Origin of the sequence: Mangrovitalea sediminis (assembly GCF_002514725.1) — a bacterium.
In the GTDB taxonomy this organism is placed as follows: domain Bacteria; phylum Pseudomonadota; class Gammaproteobacteria; order Pseudomonadales; family Oleiphilaceae; genus Mangrovitalea; species Mangrovitalea sediminis.
On record NZ_NTLB01000003.1, the window covers coordinates 80,824 to 96,439 of the forward strand.

A 15,616-nucleotide genomic window follows, 5' to 3' on the forward strand; every position below is an offset into this window, starting at 1 on the left:
AAAAAAAGGGAGCGAATTCGCTCCCTTTTGTCTGCTGCACTTCAGGTTACCAGGTGAAGTACCGCCACCAGCGATCCTACGCTGATGGCTCCCCAGAGGATTACGCCCATCAGCAGCGGCTTGAAACCCACTGCCTTCAGCGTGTGCCGGGCCATGCCGGTGCCGATCAGGAACAGTGTCAGCGTCAGTGCTTTCTCTGCCACTTCCGTGATCGTCGGTGCGGCAGCGGCGATAGCGGGCGACATTGTCCGGGCCAGCGAAGCCACCAGGAAAAGACCGATAAACCAGGGGATACGGATCCGGCGCTTGGGTGCAATGGCATCTGGATGCTCCAGCTGCGCCCCATTTTTTGCCTGGTTGCGGTGGTGCAGGTAGACGGCGACCATGCTGACCGGCACGATCCACAGTGCTCGCGACAGTTTTACGGCCGTCGCCACTTGCAGTGCCCGTGTCCCGTAGTGCGCGCTGGCGCCAACCACCGACGAAATGTCATGGATGGCAATGCCCGCCCAGGTCCCGAACTGGTCCTGTGTGAGTCCCATCATATGCCCCAGCGCGGGGAAGATGAACAGGGCCACGGCGTTCAGCAGGAAGACGGTTCCCAGGGCGACCGACATCTCCGCTTCACCGGCTTCGATCACCGAACCCACGGCTGCAATCGCTGAACCGCCGCAGATAGCCGTGCCCGCACAGACAAGGTTGGCTGTCTTGGGGCGCAGGCCCAGCATCCTGCCTATGACCAACCCCAGTGCCCAGGTCCCCAGTATGCTGGCGGCTGCCAGCCAGAACCCCTGTACGCCGGCTTTCATGACGGCATTCAGGTTCATGCCGAAACCGAGGGCAACGACAGAGCCCTGCAGCAGCCACTTGGCCGCGTTACGGGTGGCACCGGCGAAGGGGTTGCCCAATGCGAGCGCCAATACCATTCCGAGAGCGAGGGCCGTCGGCGGAGACAACCAGGGGGTCACGCAGGCGATAATGCCTGCAGGCAGTAACCAACGGGCGAGAGGGTGGGCATCGGGAACGGTCGGTTCCTCGGCGGCTGGTAGGTAGCCTTGCTCGGTCGCTGAATCATCCATTGGAGTATCCTCGTTATAAGGTTATGCCGCTAATGCATAACGAAAGAGTACGCCGCTTGATGATATTGATAAAATACATATATTAAATGTATCCCATAACCTAAGGTTAACCGATGAACCTCAACCATCTGGCTATCTTCCATGCAGTGGCGGAGACTGGCAGCGTCAGCGGTGCCGCATCCCGGCTCTTTATCAGCCAACCCGCCGTCTCCAAGCAGTTGCGGGAATTCGAGGGCGTCATTGGCATGCCGTTGTTCGATCGGCTCCCGAAGGGAATGCGCCTGACGGCCACGGGCGAGGTGCTGCTTGTCTTCGCGCAACGTATCTTTGCGACCGAGGCTGCGGCCGAGCGGCGCTTGGCGGAACTGCGGGATGCCCGTTCCGGGCGCCTTTCCATCGGTGCCAGCATGACCATCGGCAATTACCTGCTGCCGAAGCTTCTGGCGCGTTACCAACAGCGTTACCCCGGGGTGGATGTGCAGCTTGAAATTGCCAACACCGAGGTGATCCAGCAAAAGCTGCTGGCAAATACGCTGGACCTGGGGTTTACCGAGGGCTTTGTCGAGGAAGAGGACTTGGAGGAAGTCGTCTTTGCGCTGGACCAATTGGTCGTCATCGCGGCTCCCGGGCATCGCTTTGCGGGGCGAACGGATCTTCGGGCGGAAGAGCTTTGCAGCGAGCCTTGCCTGCTGCGTGAGCAGGGGTCAGGGACGCGTGCCGTGGTGGAGCGCACCCTCTCCGCTCGAGACCTTCATCCCATCTCGACCATGTCGTTGGGGAGTCCGGAGGCGATTAAACAGGCGGTTGCCGCCGGTGCCGGGATATCACTGGTCTCTCGCTGGACCGTAGCGACGGAACTGAGAGCCGGCACCCTGACGGTGTTGCCGGTGACGGACCTGACGGTGGAGCGCCCGCTGCATCGTCTCAGCCTGCGACATAAGCACCCGAGCCGCGCTGTGGAACGCTTTCTGGACATGCTGCTCCAGGACGAGGGGCTGAACGGTGCCGGACTCGTCCCGGACTTGCCGAAGACGATCTAGTCCTGCCCCAGGGCCTCAAGTACCTGCTGGCAGTCGTTGGCGGCCATGTATCGTGGGACGGCATAGGTGCCGTGAGCCTCGTGAAAGGCCGCCTCGATAATCGCATTGAAGTCCTCGTGCCGGACACCTGCAACGTGGTGCGGGATATTCAGCGAAGCGATCAGTTCGCGGACATGGCTGACCAGTCGGCGGGCGGCGACAGCATCGTCCTGAGCGCTGCCAGCGAGACCGGTTTCGCGGGCCAGTTGGGCGAGTCGCTTTTGCGCCGCCTGCAGGTTGAAGTCGAGCACGTAGGGTAGAACGATGGCATTGGCACGGCCATGGGGCAAACCATAGTGGGCGCCCAGTTGGTGCGCGATGGCATGCACGTAGCCCAGTCCGGCCTTGTTGATCGCCAGACCGGCATAGTGAGAGGCAAGGGCCATGGCCTCACGTGCGGCGAGGTCATGGCCGTCGGTGTAGGCTTTGGGCAGGTTGTCGAAGATCAGGCGTACGGCGGCGCCCGCATACACATCCGTATCGTGATTGGCGAATTCACTGATCCAGGCTTCCAGCGCATGGGTCAGTGCATCGAGGCCGGTGTCGGCCGTAATGGCCGCCGGCAGGTCTCGCATCAGACGCGGGTCCAGGGCAGTGGCCAGCGGTACCACCTTGGGGTCGATAATCAGCGCTTTCTGATGGGTCTTGTCATCGGAGATTACGGCGCCCACGGTGACTTCCGATCCGGTGCCTGCTGTTGTGGGAATGGCGAATAGCGGCAACGCCGGTTTCCGGGCTTTCAATACGCCGACCAGCTTTTGCGGTTTCCTGTTCTGGGTCGCGGCGAGAGCGATGACCTTGGCGGCATCGATCGACGATCCGCCGCCGACGGCCAGCACGGCATCGCAGTGATCCCGTTTCAACTGTGCCAGGCCCTGTTCCACCACACTGAACGTGGGGTCCGGGAGGACGCCGGTAAAGAGGCTGACACTGAGCTTTTGCCGTTTCAGTCGTCGCACGATGGGATCAATCATCCCCAGTTTTTCCAGGCCCTTGTCGGTCACGATCAATACATGGTGCGCGCCGAGCTGGGCGATGGTCTGACAGAGTTTGTGGGAGGCGTCGGCCCCCAGTAAAACCAGAGGGCGGGGTGAAGGCAACAAGGTCGCGGCCACTTTGAGTGCAGCGAGCTGGGCCCGGGCCTTGAGTCGGGTTCCGAGTGGATTCATGGATGCGGTCCTCAACACCAGTCGTTCTTGATGGTTGTTATGACGTTTGTCGTTGGGTGCACATCCCAAGCTTGATGTCGGGGACAAAGCTCGACTGCGGATAGACCGTCAGTCTAGTGGTTGCTGTGATTGGGGGAAAGTCGGTGGAGAAATGCGGGCACGGCGCCTTTACGAGGCTCCGAGCCCTGCTGTCGATGTCTTCAGGCGTTGGGGGCCTCAGGCATAGGCGTATTCGCCGCCCCTCAGGAGGGCACGCTGGTAGGCTGGTCTTTCCTGAACCCGTTTTACAAAGGCCTGGATCTGCGGATAGTGTCCGTCGATCAGTCCCCGTGCAACGCTGGCTTCCAGAGGGAAACTCATCTGGATGTCGGCACCGCTGAGCCGGTCGCCGGCAAACCAGTCCTGCTTACCGAGATGCGCCTCGATATAGTCCAGGTGTGTCTTGATCTGGGGGCCGATAAAACGGCTGTTGGTCTTGTCGGCGATCTGTTTTGCGATGGGTCGCGCGAAGAATGGCATGGGGCTGGTTTTGACCTTTTCGAAAACCAGACGCAGGAGCAGCGGCGGCATCAGCGAACCTTCGGCGTAGTGCAACCAGTAAATATAATCCCGATAGGCGGGGCTGCTTCTATCCGGCAGCAGGTTGCCCTGTCCATAGGTTTCCGCGAGATAGGTCACGATGGCGCCGGATTCGGCGACCGTAACATCACCATCGGTGATGACCGGTGATTTCCCCAGCGGATGGACCTGTCGGAGGCTGGCCGGTGCCTGCATCGTCTGCGGATCACGTTCATAGCGCTGAATGTCATAGTCCTGTCCCAGTTCCTCCAGCATCCAGAGAATGCGCTGCGAGCGGGAATGGTTCAGGTGGTGCACGATGATCATGGATAACGCTCCTTGTAAAAGATGCTTGGGCCTTACGCTCTGCCGGTGTTATTGGATCGCTTCCTCGGCGGATATTTCTGTCTCCGGCGGAAGGGATTCCGACAGTGCCTGGGTCAGCCATCGCCTGAATTGTTCGGCTTCAGAGCTGCCGCGCATGTGCGGCGCCTCCAGCAGGGCATAGTGATAGCCCGTCAGGACGGCATCCGCTGTCACCAGCTGCAATACACCCTGTTTCAGTTCTTCATCGACCAGGAGCGGGTCCACGACGGTGATGCCGGCGTGACCGAGCGTGGCCTGGATGGCGGAACTCATGGAGTCCATCTGGATCTTGCGGGTACCGAGCGCTTCGGTGGTCAATGCCTGTGCCTCCAGAAAAGCCCCCCAGTCGTCCTGAACCCGTGACGGGTAGATCAGGGGGCCGCGTCGGAGAATGGCTTCCGGAGCCTTGTTCGGTGCGGCGTTGAGGTAGTCTGCCGAGGCGACGCACACCAGGCGTTCCTCATAGAGCGGCGAGCCGGGCGTCTCCGGGTTATAGACGATGGCGAGGTCGAACGGCTCGTGGGCGAAATCCACTTGCTGCTGCCAGCAGGAGGTGATCGAGAAAGTGAGCCCGGTGGCCGCCTCCAGCGTCTTCAGCCGCCGCATGAACCAGCGGTCGCCGAAGGACATGGGTAGCTTGAGGTTGATGACCTGGCGCGGAGCGATGCTGCGGCAGGCTTCGCGCAGTTGCACGAATGCGGCGCCGAGACCACGTGACAGGCGTTCGCCCTCCGGCGTCAGCGTGACGGTTTGCCGGGTCCGCTGGAACAGTGAGGTCTGGAAATGGGCCTCCAGTGCGCGGATCTGTTTGCTGACCGCACCATGGCTGATATGCAGCTCCTCGGCCGCCCGGCTGAAATTCCGGTGACGTGCCGCCGCTTCAAAAATTTGCAGGGCTTTGAGGGAGGGCAGGCTTTGCGATTGCATCCGATGTTCCGAAATCTCACATGGGCGTGAAAAAAGGTCGATGTACTTGGAGGTGCCCGCGCCGTACAGTGCGTCCATTCAGCGGAGCTGTCCTCCATTTAAACACAGTTCGGGGGCGCTTGTGGCGGTTGCCCTGCGACCCAACGGAGAGGAACGTGATACGAAATCTGCATGCGGAGTACAAGGCGATGTCGCTGGTGCTGGTGGCGGTCGTTGCCGGTGTCACCGTCGACAGCCTGACAAAGTTGGCGGGAGCGTCCCTGGGTACCTGGCAGTTGCTGTTTCTGCGCTGGTTGTTCGGCTTTGCCCTGTATCTGCCGATGGCGTTGTATCGTCCGGCCGCAGTGCGCTGGGGGCGGCCGAGCGTGCACGTCATCCGGTTGGCGATCAGTCTGGTCGCCTGCTATTGCCTGTACGACGCCTTGACGCACCTGCCACTGGCTACCTGCGTGACGGTGTTTTTCGCCGAGCCACTGTTTATGTTGCCGCTGTCGGCCTGGCTGCTCAACGAGCGGGTGGCTGCCAGTGACTGGGCCGCGGTCGTTGCCGGCTTTATCGGGGTTCTGATTATTGCCCGTCCTGGTGCCGGTGGTTTGCAGGCTCCGGTGCTGGTGGCCGTGCTCGGTGCGGTGAGCTTTTCCTTCCTGCATGTGATGAATAAGCGCTGGGGAAGAACAGAATCTACGGGCGCCTTGATGTTCTGGATGGCCTTGACGATGGCCATCGCGACTGCGCCGATGGGGTTGATGCATTGGCGCCCTGTCAGTAACGTCGTCTGGTTGACGATGGTCCTGGTCGCGGTGTCCGGCTTCGTTTATGGCGTTTCCTGGATCACGGCGGTCAAGCTGGGTACGGTTTCGCGTATCGCGGCGCTCAGCTATCTGGCGCTTCCGCTATCGTACCTGATCGGCTGGCGCTTTTTCGGTGAACCGCTACAGGCTCAGGTACTGGCGGGCAGTGGCGTCATCGTCGCTGCGGTCGTCGTGGTCAGCCGACGCAATGCCCGGCGGCTGGAAGAACCGGGTCTCGCCGATACGCGACCGGCAACGGCACTCGATGCACCGTTGCCGGTATCGCAGGATCAGGCGTCAGCCCGGAGCGAGGGTGTTTCTTCGGCCGGTGCGTCTTCATGCACCAGTGAGGACAGGTGATCGCTCAGCCGTGCAAGGGGCCCCGGCTTGAGGTTGGACAGCAGGCGGGTTAGCAGGCTATGGAAAGCCTTTTGTACGGTGCGGATGCCCGCGTCTGCCGTTTTCCGTGTGAACACGCCCAGGCTGACCTGATCGACCGGCTGCCTGTAGTAATGTACCAGGCAGATATCGACCACCTTTTGCAGGTGGCGGGTCAGGTGATGGACGTCGTCGATGGAGGCTGCAGACGCCCGGGCTTGCTCAAGTCTTTCGCGGAGCAGGGGGCCGAAATCGTCCTCCAGTTCGAAAATCAGGTGCGGTAGCTCACGGCCGTTAGGTTCCACCAGCATGCTGCCGATATAGTCGGCAATCAGGACCAGTTCCGCCTGGGATAGTCCGCCGAAGAATTGATTGGTCACCATCCGGATGGCGCCAGTAATGACCTGCATACTCTTGTCAGTTGCCGCCCGCAGCGTCGGTGACAGGCCAACCAGTTCGGCAGGTATATGGTAATAGGCCTGCAATCCCTCCTTCACCAGCTGGTTGACGACTTCCGCCAGCGCCTTGTTCTCAGCGCGGGCCGATGTCTCGCCATGACGGACGCTTTCGATCGTCCGCAGGGCCTTGTCGTAGAGTTCGTTGCTCAGGGGAAAACCCCAGTGAAGCGATGCCATGTCGGTAATCCTCATGAGTGCGATGCCATCGGCTCAACTGCCGTGTCGAGGCAGTATTGCGAGCGCCAGAAACGCTGAAGCGAGGCGGCGGTCTGCAGGGGCGCTTCCAGCATCGGCAGGTGGCCGGTGTTGGGCAAAATGCACTGTTCCGCATGGGGTAACAGCCTTTTCAGCACATCTGCACAGGAAACGTCCAGAACCTGATCCTTGTCGCCCCACAGGATCAGGGTGGGGCGTTCTTCAGTTTGCCCGATCAGCTTGGCCGGATCGGTGTTGGAGTTCAGCAAATCGAGAAACAGTCGGTGATTGACACGCTCCCGGTGAATCATGTCGCGGTACAGGAGGGGTGATAGCAGCCAGGCGATCCAGTTGCGATTCCGTTGGGTGGCCAGACGGAACAGACGTATAACATCGCCAAAGCTGCCCGGAATGAGCGGGTTTTCCCCGTTGAGCAAGGACTGCTCGAATCGGCTGCGTCGGCGGCCGGATACGCCGGCGGCATTCATGAGCGTCAGGGACGACACCTGCTCCGGCGCCTGTGAGGCCATAAGGCCGGCCAGCGCGCCGCCCATGGAGCTGCCGACAAAATGCGCGGAGTCTATACCCAGTCTCCCGAACCAGTCTCGCAGGCGCCCGACCTGGATTTCCGCTGTGTAACTGTCGCCCACATTGAAGTCGCTGGCGCCGAAGCCAGGCAGGTCCGGGATGAGCAGGCGATGACGACGAGCCAGCAAGGGGATCAGCGGCAACCAGTTTTCCTTGCTGGCGCCGAAGCCATGCAACAGCACCACCGGCGACGCCTCATGTCGGCCGATGTCCCAGAACACCATGCGATGTCCGTCGACCCGGCATTCCCTTGGGTGTAACGCCGGGACCGAGCGGCCAATCCAGACTTGCAGGCCGGAGCGGCGTGGTTGCCAGCGGGCCAGTGCCTCGTCGTCACGGCCAAGAGGGTTGCCGTTGCAGTAGGCCTGCACCACCTCTTCGGCGAACGCGACTGAAACCGGGCTTTCCTGGAGGTTCATGCATTCTGCTCCTGGAGCGGTGCCTCTGCGGACAGGCTTTCGACCCTCTGTGTCAGTGAGTCGATCTGGTCGAGGAAGTGGCGATTGTCATGCATCCAGGGGTGGAAGTCCGGTCGGAAGAAGTCGAACCAGGCCGGTACGATACGACGCAAGGCGCCGGGTGTACCCCACTGGTAACGGAAGCCGCGCCACCAGCCCTTGAGATCCCGGTGCTGGCCCCCGGCGCGGACCATCCGGAAATAGTACGGGTAGAACAGCGACCAGAAAATGGCATTGGCCAGCAGGAAGGCGCCCACCCGCAGCAGGTAGGCTTTGGGGCCGCTGCCGAAGGCGCGGGTGAAGACCTCGAAGGACACCGCCTTATGCTCGGTTTCCTCCAGCGCATGCCAGCGCCACAGGGCCTGGAAGTGAGGCTCGGCATTGGCGAGGAGTTCCGGTTCGCGCAGGAGGATGTCGCCCATAATGGCCGTCAGGTGTTCCAGTGCCACAGTGGCGCCCAGCTGGAGTGGCTTGGGCAGGCGTTTGACGACTTCCAGCAGTTGGGTGACCTGGGTCTCCAGTTTGTCAGCCGGCAGCCCAGCAGCGGTCAGCGCGGCGTTGTATTCGTCGTGTTCGCGGCCATGAAAGGCTTCCTGGCCGATAAAGCCGGCGACGTCGTCGCGCAGCTGTGGGTCTTCCACGATGTCGCGATACTGGCGCAGGCTGTGAATAAAGAAGCGTTCGCCGACCGGAAAGAAAATCGACAGGGTGTTGAAGAATTGGGTGACATGGTAGCCGGCAGGGTTCCACTTTGTTACCTGTTCTGGCGGCAGGTTGAACTTAAAGTTACGGCGTACCGGGGTAGTCTTGATTGTCATAACGAACCTCCCGAGCGAGCGTCTGTAGGGTGTGCACCCGTTTTGTTTATGGCCCGGAATTCTGTGGACCAAGCTGATTCTGTGAGTCCTGTTACGTTCTTTGACATCATTTCATGTTACATCTAATCATGTGACATCAAATAACGTTACATTGAATGATGTAATAATGGTATACGAAGCCGCCTTGAGACTGTCAAGAGAAAAGTCGCAGGGACGGAAATCCGAAACGTAGAATGTGAACGGTGACGCTATGACGAGTGCGGAGACGGGTGCCGAGGCCGAAGATTCGGTGATGGCAGTGCAAATTCAGGACAAGAAGGGAGCTGCACCGATGGCGAGCTATTGTTACTGGGGCTTTGTCGTGTCGTCAGCCTTGGGGGAGGAGGCCGCGACGATGATTTCAGAGGCCCGGACGCTGGAAGCGGCAGATCTCCCCGCCTGGCAGCGCCAGGTATTTGCGCTGGCCAGTCAGTTGGTTTTTGCCGGAGTGTCCTCATACGCGGACAGCGTGCAGCTTTCGCCATTGCCACCCTTGACGCCGCAGGTGGAGCCGGACGAGGCCGTCCAGGCCGTGGGGCTGGCCCTGAGTCTCTGGGTCAGTCGAGCACTGCAGAGCCGCACGCTGCAGGAGTTCAAGGACATGGCCGATTTCCTGGGGCGTTCGCTGGTCATCCATCCGGAATCCGCGGAGACGTTACTCGCCATCCCCCTGGACGCTGCGCTGGAGCATCAGCTGCATGAATGGGTGGCGCGCGTGGGCGATGCGGAGGACTCGACGCAATGTCGCGACAGGGTTCGGCAGGCGGTCCTGAGTATGGCGCAGGCGGCTGTCGTTCACTATTACCGCAGCATCCTTGAGAAAGCGCCGGATAGCTCACACCTGGAACAGGTCATGCGTTTCACCGCCCGCGAGGTGGAAAAGCGTCTGGTAGAGTTGATGGACCAGTTGTTGCCGACCTTCCCGCAGGCGCACCTGGTGCACATGGCCCATTATGTCGAGACACAGTTGGTGCGTTCGGCGCGCCCCCTGGCAAATGATGTGGCGGCGCGAGGCCGTGGCGAGTGAAGGCCGCTTCCGTTATTATCCGGGGCATGAAAAAAACCTCTTCCAACAAGCTGTCATTGATCTACGACCGGCTCTTCCCCCAGGGCGAGGTCGCTGAGCCAGCCGTTTCCGGTCAGACCGAATATACGGTCGATGAATTGGCGCGCGCAGCGGGGACCACGGTTCGCAATGTTCGCGCCTATCAGGATCGGGGCTTGTTGCCGCCGCCGGAGAAGCGGGGGCGGGTGGGCGTCTATTCGGCCTTGCATCTGTCGCGCTTGCGCCTGATCGGCAACCTGCTGCAGCGCAGTTACAGCCTGGCCAATATCAAGGAAATGGTCACGGCTTGGGAGCAGGGTGGCGACCTGGGACAGTTATTGGGATTGGAACAGGCCATTACCAGCCCCTGGTCTACCGAGGCACCCAGTCAGGTGTCGGTGGAAGAGTTGGAAAAAATGTTCGAGGGGTCGCTCAGCGAAGCCAACCTGGAGCGTGCCATCGAGCTGGAATTGATTCAGCCGGTAAGGGACGGCTACCGCCTGCGTCAGCCTCGTCTGTTCAATGCCGGTGCCGAGCTGGTTCGCCTGGGGATTCCGCTGGAGCAACTGTTCGAAATCCTGGGCGCGTTACGCAACAACGTCGAGCAGGTGGCGGAAGAACTGGTGCGCCTGGCTGCGAAACTGATCGATCGCTACGGGGAGGATCTTCCACCCAAGGAAGACATGCCCCAGCTTGCCGACCTGATCTGGCACCTGCGTCCGCTGGCCATGGTGGCGGTAGAGTCCGAAGTTCAACGCGCCATGGAAGCCGCTGCCAACAAATTCCTGATCGAGCGGGTTGCCCGCCTGTTTCGGCACGATCATGACATGACGGAGCCGGATGGCCCGGCGGAGGCGTCAGGGGCGCCGGGAAAGGGAACCGAGTGATAAGGCGGAAGGGTTCAAGACCGCTTCCGCCTGCTCTTTGCTGCTCCTGCGTCGGTTACAGGCCGAGATAGGCCTTGCGGATCTCGTCGTTGTGAGAGACTTCCTGTGCAGGACCCTCCAGGTGGACCTTTCCTTCCGCCAGTACGTATGCGTAGTCGGCCAGTGCCAGTGCCAGGTGGACATTCTGTTCCACCAGCAGCAGGGTCAGTCCGTCGTCACGCAGCTCCTTGAGTGTCTGGAACAACTGCTGAGCCAGCAGGGGTGACAGGCCGAGAGACATCTCATCGATCATCAGTACCTTTGGCTCTGCCATCAGGCCGCGACCCACTGCCACCATCTGCTGTTCGCCGCCGGACAGTGTGCCGGCTTTTTGCTGCAGACGCTCCTTGACTCGCGGGAAGTAGTGACAGACACGCTCCAGATTGCGGTCGTAATGCGCGCGAGCCCGAGCGCCGAAGGCGCCCATTTCAAGGTTCTCTTCCACTGTCATATCGGCAAACAGCTGTCGGCCTTCCGGCACCAGAACCAGGCCAAGCTCGGCCTTGGCATGGGTCGGCAGACGCGTGACGTCCTCGCCTTCGAAGATGATCCGGCCACTGGTGGGTTTGACGATGCCGGTGATGCTACGCAACGTGGTGGTCTTGCCGGCCCCGTTCGCGCCGACGATGGTGGTCAGGTGGCCGCCCGGCACTTCCAGCGAGGTTCCCCAAAGCACTTGGACCTCGCCGTAGCCTGCCTCGACCTTTTCGACTTTCAGTATGGTTTCGCTCATTGTCTCGCCATCAACTTTTCGGCCATGTTGGGATCGCCGAGGTAAGCCTCGACCACGTGAGGATGGTTGGCGACTTCCTCCGGTGTGCCGGTGGCCAGCAGTTCACCGAAGTTGAGCACCATGACCCGATCGGACAGGCTCATAACCGCCTGCATCAGGTGCTCGATCATCAGGATGCCGATGCCGGTCTCCTTGCGAACCGTACGAATCACCTCGATCATGCCGGCGACTTCGGTCGGGTTGAGCCCCGCCAAAACCTCATCGAGCAGCAGGAGCCGTGGGTTCCCGGCCAACGCTCGCGCCACTTCCAGGCGTTTCTTGCCGGCGATAGTCAGGTGGACAGCCAGGACATCCTTGCGGTCGGCGAGGCCCACCGTATGCAGGACTTTCAGGGCGTGTTCGCGTGCCTTGCCCAGCTGCAGTTTCTCCCGACCGAAGCAGGCGCCAACCGTCACGTTTTCCAGAACCGTCATGTCATTCAGCGGTTTTACGATCTGGTGCGTGCGGGCCAGGCCTCGGTTGACCACGTTGTAAGGTGCCATGCCGGTGATGTCTTCACCGAGCATGGTCACGCGACCTTCGTCCGGCGGAATCACGCCACTAACCAGGTTGAACAAGGTGGTTTTGCCGGCCCCGTTGGGACCGATCAAGCCCAGGATTTCGCCTTCGTCCATGTAAAAGCTGACGCCATTGACCGCTTGCACACCGCTAAAGCGTTTGCTGACGCCCTCGACGTTGATTAAATGGGTCATTCGAGCACCCTCCGTGTCAGCGACCAGCGCTCATGGAGCCAGCCGGTCAGGCCGCCCGGCGCAAACAGGACGATCAGGAGTAACAGAGCGCCTGCAATGACCAGGTGGAAATTCGAGAATGTTGCCGAGGTCAGCAGGTAGCCCCGGAACTGTTCATAGGCGAAACCACCCAAGGCTGCGCCGAATACGGTGCCTTGCCCGCCCAACATCAGCATGACGATAGCTTCGATGGACAGGGTTAGTTCGAAGGCCTGGTCAGGCTGGATGACGCCATTCTTGAAGAAGAACAGCACGCCGGCCATCGCCGGCAGAATGGAGGAAACGCTGTAGATGATGGCCTTGAACAGCGGGGCCTTGACGCCCAGTACCATCGCCGCATCTTCATCCTCGCGGATGGCGAAGAGGCCGAGGCCGAACCGTGAGCGCTTGATCATATAGCCCAGCAGCAGCGATGCGGCGAGCACGGCGATCACGAGGAAGTACACGATCCATAGTGCTTCGCGGGGGCCTCCCAGTGGCTTGTAGGAGGAAAATGAAATGTACATACCGGTCGAGCCGCCGAAGGGGTCGAAGTTGGAGACGAAGGATTTCGTCGCTTCCACCACGCCGATGGTCGCCAGTGCGAAGTAGGCACCACGCAGGCGAAGAATGCCCAGGCCCAAAAGCAGTGCCAGTAAGGCAACGACGACCGCGGCGCCAATCAGCGCGGCCCAAAGTGGCCAGCCCATGACAGTGATGGCGTATATCCCGAGGGTGCCACCCAGTCCGAAGAAGACGATGCTGCCGAAGTTGACGTAGCCGGTGTAGCCGATCATCAGGTTGAGGTTCAGCGCCAGGATCATATAGACCGCGGCGAGGAACAGGCTTTCCCGCACGCCGATACCCCCGAAGATTGGCATGACGACGAAGGCGATCACGGTGGCGACCATGATCCAGAAAAAGGGTTTCTTCAACATCACTTGCCTCTCCCCACACGGAACAGTCCCATCGGGAATGCGATCAGGATGACGACGAACAGGCTGAATTCGATGACCGGCGTCCAGCTCACGTCCACGAAGGGACTGACGACGCCTTCGATAAAGCCGAGTAACAAGCCACCGAGCAGGGCGCCCGCTGGATTACCCAATCCCCCAAGAACGGTCACGACGAAGCTTTTCAGCTCGTAGCCACCGCCTGACAGTATGGTGAAGGGGAACAGGGTGGCGATCAGGGCGCCGGCGACGGCGGCGATGCCGATCCCGATACCGAAGGCTATTGCCAGTACGCGAGTGGACGGAATGCCCATCAGTTCCGCGGCCTGGCGGTTACTCGCCACTGCGCGGATGGCTTTGCCGAGTCGGGTGTAGAACAGGAACAGGTACAGTGCGGCGGCGATCAGTATCGCAATGACTGCCGCCACCAGGTGGTTACCGGGAATGGTGTAGTTACCGATAGCCACGCCTGGAATGTTGATCTGGACGTTGTAGGGACTGGTGCTCCAGAGCGCCGTGCCCAGGCCGATGATGATCATGCTGACGGCGAAGGTGGCCAGCAGGCTCATCAGTTCGGCGCGGCCGATAACACGGTGTACGCCGATCCAGTAGACGGCCACACCCCCGACGAAGCCACCGATGGCAACCAGGGGTAGCGCCAGGTAGGGATTCATGCCGCCGCTGGTGGCGAGGAAGTACAGGGCGAACATGCCCAGGGCAATCATGGCGCCGTGCGCCAGGTTGATTACCTTCATGACGCCGAAGATCAATGTCAGGCCGATGGCGGCCAGTCCATAGATCGATCCCAGCAGGAGACCATTGATGACAGAAACGAGAATACCGATCACGTGAGGACTTCCCCTTGAATGCGGATGTCGGGGCCGCGATTGCGGCCCCGTCAGGCCGTTACTTGCTGATCGGGTAGATCAGGGGTGCAGTGCCTGCGGCGGCAGGCCAGACAACCTGCTTGCCCAGTTTGCCTTGACTGTCTTTCTGCCATTGGGCGAGGACCATGTCGTGACCGATCTGGAGGCCATGGTCGCTCTTATCGGTGGCGAACTGGATGTTGCCGTAGAAGGTGGTCGCGTTCATCTTGTTCAGTGCGGCAGCGACCTTGTCGGTATCGAGCGAGCCGGCTTGCTCGATGGCATGCTCCAGAACGATACCGGATGCGTAGCCGCCTGCAGCATGGTAGCCCGGCGTCACGTGGTACCTGGCTTTGTATTCCTTGGTGAACTGGGCTGCCGTCGGGCCGAAGTCCGGGGTGAACTTAACTTCCGGTTCCCACTGCGAGGGCACAGAAACGCCGTAAGCGGCATCGCCCAGTTCGACGAACTTGGGTACGTCGGGCGCCACCAGCAGCGAGATCATCTTGAGCTTCATGTTCTGCTCGTGCAGCTGGCGAGCCAGGGTGCTGCCGTCGGCGAAGTGACCGCCGCCGATCAGCACGGTTGCGCCGGAGGTGACGACTTTGTTCAGGATCGGGCTGAAGTCGGTAGTGGACGGATCATAGGCTTCGTCCATAACGACATTCAGGCCCAGCTTGCCGGCGTATTGCTTGGCCCCTTTGGCCACGGCCTTGGCGAAACCGCCGTTCTCATAGATCAGGGCGATCTTGGCGCCAGGGTCTTTGGCCTTCACGGCGTCCAGGGCACTGGCCAGGTAGAGGTTGGCGGGGGTGTACATCTGGAACAGGTACTGGTTGCCCAGCTCGTAGGTTTTACCTTCGGCGGCACCGGTGGTGATCATGACCTTGCCATACTGCTCGGAGATGATGGCGGCAGTGGCAGTCAGGCCCGAGGAGTAGGGGCTGAACAGGAAGTTTGCGTTGTCCTGGGTGACCAGCCGGACATACAGCTGCTGAACGCGACTGGCTGTGGACTGGTCATCGTACTTGACGAATTTCACCTTATAGTGGTCGTTACCGACCTTGATACCACCGGCGGCATTGACCTGATCGCGCCACAATTCGAAGCCCTGCAGCTGCGGGGTGGAGTCAGCATTCAGTTTACCGGTTTCGGAGGTGGTGAAACCGATCACGATATCTTTGGCATAGCTGATGGCCGGGGCGGTCAGGCTGGCGGAAATTAACAGGCTCAATGCGAGCTTTTTCATGGTAGCAACCCTTTTTGTTGTCGGTCGTTGATTGGTGGTTGATCTGTGCTTCTAGGAAAGTCCGTTGACCCGGTAACAGCGCGAGTCAGCAAGGCAGGATGAAAAAACGGCGACGCCACAGGCGACACCCGTGGCACTGACGTGGGGGGAGAGTAGAGCCAGGGCGTTCGT

The 15,616-nt window shown here is 60.6% G+C and carries 16 protein-coding genes; 4 read left to right on the forward strand and 12 right to left on the reverse strand.

What is annotated here, in order from left to right:
• Nucleotides 1–41: 41 nt before the first annotated feature.
• Nucleotides 42–1,079 carry a YeiH family protein gene (locus tag CLR77_RS07330; protein ID WP_097459989.1) on the reverse strand — a complete coding sequence of 346 codons (1,038 nt, stop codon included), beginning with the start codon at nucleotides 1,077–1,079 and terminating at the stop codon, nucleotides 42–44.
• A 113-nt stretch (nucleotides 1,080–1,192) separates the two neighbouring features.
• Here CLR77_RS07330 and CLR77_RS07335 point away from each other — a divergent pair, with 113 nt between their 5' ends.
• Entirely contained in the window at nucleotides 1,193–2,119 is a 927-nt protein-coding gene (locus CLR77_RS07335; RefSeq protein ID WP_097459990.1) for a LysR family transcriptional regulator, read from the forward strand.
• On the opposite strand, the gene CLR77_RS07340 is transcribed toward CLR77_RS07335, so the two are convergent.
• The 3 genes from CLR77_RS07340 to CLR77_RS07350 form a co-directional block, all read right to left on the reverse strand.
• A complete protein-coding gene (locus CLR77_RS07340) occupies nucleotides 2,116–3,327 on the reverse strand; it encodes an iron-containing alcohol dehydrogenase (RefSeq protein ID WP_097459991.1) in 1,212 nt (403 codons plus the stop codon). The two genes, CLR77_RS07335 and CLR77_RS07340, sit on opposite strands and share 4 nt — an antisense overlap.
• A gap of 216 nt (nucleotides 3,328–3,543) precedes the next feature.
• The gene (locus CLR77_RS07345) at nucleotides 3,544–4,212 is read right to left on the reverse strand and encodes a glutathione S-transferase (RefSeq protein ID WP_097459992.1); all 669 of its coding nucleotides are present in this window, start codon (nucleotides 4,210–4,212) and stop codon (nucleotides 3,544–3,546) included.
• 48 nt (nucleotides 4,213–4,260) lie between these two features.
• The gene (locus CLR77_RS07350; protein WP_158227139.1) at nucleotides 4,261–5,178 is read right to left on the reverse strand and encodes a LysR family transcriptional regulator; all 918 of its coding nucleotides are present in this window, start codon (nucleotides 5,176–5,178) and stop codon (nucleotides 4,261–4,263) included.
• Nucleotides 5,179–5,333: 155 nt separating this feature from the next.
• On the opposite strand from CLR77_RS07350, the gene CLR77_RS19995 reads away from it, so the two are divergent.
• Nucleotides 5,334–6,329: a DMT family transporter gene (locus CLR77_RS19995; RefSeq protein WP_158227140.1), complete on the forward strand. Its 996-nt coding sequence runs from the start codon at nucleotides 5,334–5,336 to the stop codon at nucleotides 6,327–6,329.
• On the opposite strand, the gene CLR77_RS07360 is transcribed toward CLR77_RS19995, so the two are convergent.
• From CLR77_RS07360 to CLR77_RS07370, 3 genes are read right to left on the reverse strand one after another with little or no spacing between them, the layout of a single operon-like run.
• Entirely contained in the window at nucleotides 6,260–6,982 is a 723-nt protein-coding gene (locus CLR77_RS07360; RefSeq protein WP_097459994.1) for a hypothetical protein, read from the reverse strand. The genes CLR77_RS19995 and CLR77_RS07360 overlap by 70 nt on opposite strands.
• 11 nt (nucleotides 6,983–6,993) lie before the next feature.
• Nucleotides 6,994–8,007, reverse strand: coding sequence for an alpha/beta fold hydrolase (locus CLR77_RS07365; RefSeq protein ID WP_097459995.1), 1,014 nt, complete (start codon nucleotides 8,005–8,007; stop codon nucleotides 6,994–6,996).
• Entirely contained in the window at nucleotides 8,004–8,864 is an 861-nt protein-coding gene (locus tag CLR77_RS07370; RefSeq protein ID WP_097459996.1) for a metal-dependent hydrolase, read from the reverse strand. The genes CLR77_RS07365 and CLR77_RS07370 overlap by 4 nt, the downstream gene beginning before the upstream one ends.
• A 250-nt stretch (nucleotides 8,865–9,114) precedes the next feature.
• On the opposite strand from CLR77_RS07370, the gene CLR77_RS07375 reads away from it, so the two are divergent.
• Entirely contained in the window at nucleotides 9,115–9,930 is an 816-nt protein-coding gene (locus CLR77_RS07375; protein WP_097459997.1) for a hypothetical protein, read from the forward strand.
• Between the two features lie 26 nt (nucleotides 9,931–9,956).
• Nucleotides 9,957–10,835 (forward strand): MerR family transcriptional regulator, encoded by an 879-nt coding sequence (locus CLR77_RS07380; protein ID WP_097460465.1) that lies wholly within the window; start codon nucleotides 9,957–9,959, stop codon nucleotides 10,833–10,835.
• Between the two features lie 55 nt (nucleotides 10,836–10,890).
• Here the strand turns inward: CLR77_RS07380 and CLR77_RS07385 are convergent, their stop codons facing one another.
• From CLR77_RS07385 to CLR77_RS07405, 5 genes are read right to left on the reverse strand one after another with little or no spacing between them, the layout of a single operon-like run.
• Nucleotides 10,891–11,607: an ABC transporter ATP-binding protein gene (locus CLR77_RS07385; RefSeq protein WP_097459998.1), complete on the reverse strand. Its 717-nt coding sequence runs from the start codon at nucleotides 11,605–11,607 to the stop codon at nucleotides 10,891–10,893.
• Complete coding sequence (locus tag CLR77_RS07390) at nucleotides 11,604–12,359, reverse strand: ABC transporter ATP-binding protein (protein ID WP_097459999.1); 756 nt, start codon at nucleotides 12,357–12,359, stop codon at nucleotides 11,604–11,606. The genes CLR77_RS07385 and CLR77_RS07390 overlap by 4 nt, the downstream gene beginning before the upstream one ends.
• Nucleotides 12,356–13,315 (reverse strand): branched-chain amino acid ABC transporter permease, encoded by a 960-nt coding sequence (locus CLR77_RS07395; protein WP_097460000.1) that lies wholly within the window; start codon nucleotides 13,313–13,315, stop codon nucleotides 12,356–12,358. The genes CLR77_RS07390 and CLR77_RS07395 overlap by 4 nt, the downstream gene beginning before the upstream one ends.
• Nucleotides 13,315–14,178, reverse strand: a complete 864-nt coding sequence (locus CLR77_RS07400; protein WP_158227141.1) for a branched-chain amino acid ABC transporter permease — start codon at nucleotides 14,176–14,178, stop codon at nucleotides 13,315–13,317. Before CLR77_RS07400 ends, CLR77_RS07395 begins: the two co-directional genes overlap by 1 nt.
• A gap of 58 nt (nucleotides 14,179–14,236) precedes the next feature.
• The gene (locus CLR77_RS07405) at nucleotides 14,237–15,445 is read right to left on the reverse strand and encodes an amino acid ABC transporter substrate-binding protein (RefSeq protein WP_097460002.1); all 1,209 of its coding nucleotides are present in this window, start codon (nucleotides 15,443–15,445) and stop codon (nucleotides 14,237–14,239) included.
• Nucleotides 15,446–15,616 lie beyond the last annotated feature (171 nt).

Coding starts and splice junctions, on each gene's coding strand:
- CLR77_RS07330 (WP_097459989.1), bottom strand. CDS start 1,079: ATGGATGATTCAGCGACCGAGCAAGGCTACCTACCAGCCGCCGAGGAA.
- CLR77_RS07335 (WP_097459990.1), top strand. CDS start 1,193: ATGAACCTCAACCATCTGGCTATCTTCCATGCAGTGGCGGAGACTGGC.
- CLR77_RS07340 (WP_097459991.1), bottom strand. CDS start 3,327: ATGAATCCACTCGGAACCCGACTCAAGGCCCGGGCCCAGCTCGCTGCA.
- CLR77_RS07345 (WP_097459992.1), bottom strand. CDS start 4,212: ATGATCATCGTGCACCACCTGAACCATTCCCGCTCGCAGCGCATTCTC.
- CLR77_RS07350 (WP_158227139.1), bottom strand. CDS start 5,178: ATGCAATCGCAAAGCCTGCCCTCCCTCAAAGCCCTGCAAATTTTTGAA.
- CLR77_RS07360 (WP_097459994.1), bottom strand. CDS start 6,982: ATGGCATCGCTTCACTGGGGTTTTCCCCTGAGCAACGAACTCTACGAC.
- CLR77_RS07365 (WP_097459995.1), bottom strand. CDS start 8,007: ATGAACCTCCAGGAAAGCCCGGTTTCAGTCGCGTTCGCCGAAGAGGTG.
- CLR77_RS07370 (WP_097459996.1), bottom strand. CDS start 8,864: ATGACAATCAAGACTACCCCGGTACGCCGTAACTTTAAGTTCAACCTG.
- CLR77_RS07375 (WP_097459997.1), top strand. CDS start 9,115: ATGACGAGTGCGGAGACGGGTGCCGAGGCCGAAGATTCGGTGATGGCA.
- CLR77_RS07380 (WP_097460465.1), top strand. CDS start 9,957: ATGAAAAAAACCTCTTCCAACAAGCTGTCATTGATCTACGACCGGCTC.
- CLR77_RS07385 (WP_097459998.1), bottom strand. CDS start 11,607: ATGAGCGAAACCATACTGAAAGTCGAAAAGGTCGAGGCAGGCTACGGC.
- CLR77_RS07390 (WP_097459999.1), bottom strand. CDS start 12,359: ATGACCCATTTAATCAACGTCGAGGGCGTCAGCAAACGCTTTAGCGGT.
- CLR77_RS07395 (WP_097460000.1), bottom strand. CDS start 13,315: ATGTTGAAGAAACCCTTTTTCTGGATCATGGTCGCCACCGTGATCGCC.
- CLR77_RS07405 (WP_097460002.1), bottom strand. CDS start 15,445: ATGAAAAAGCTCGCATTGAGCCTGTTAATTTCCGCCAGCCTGACCGCC.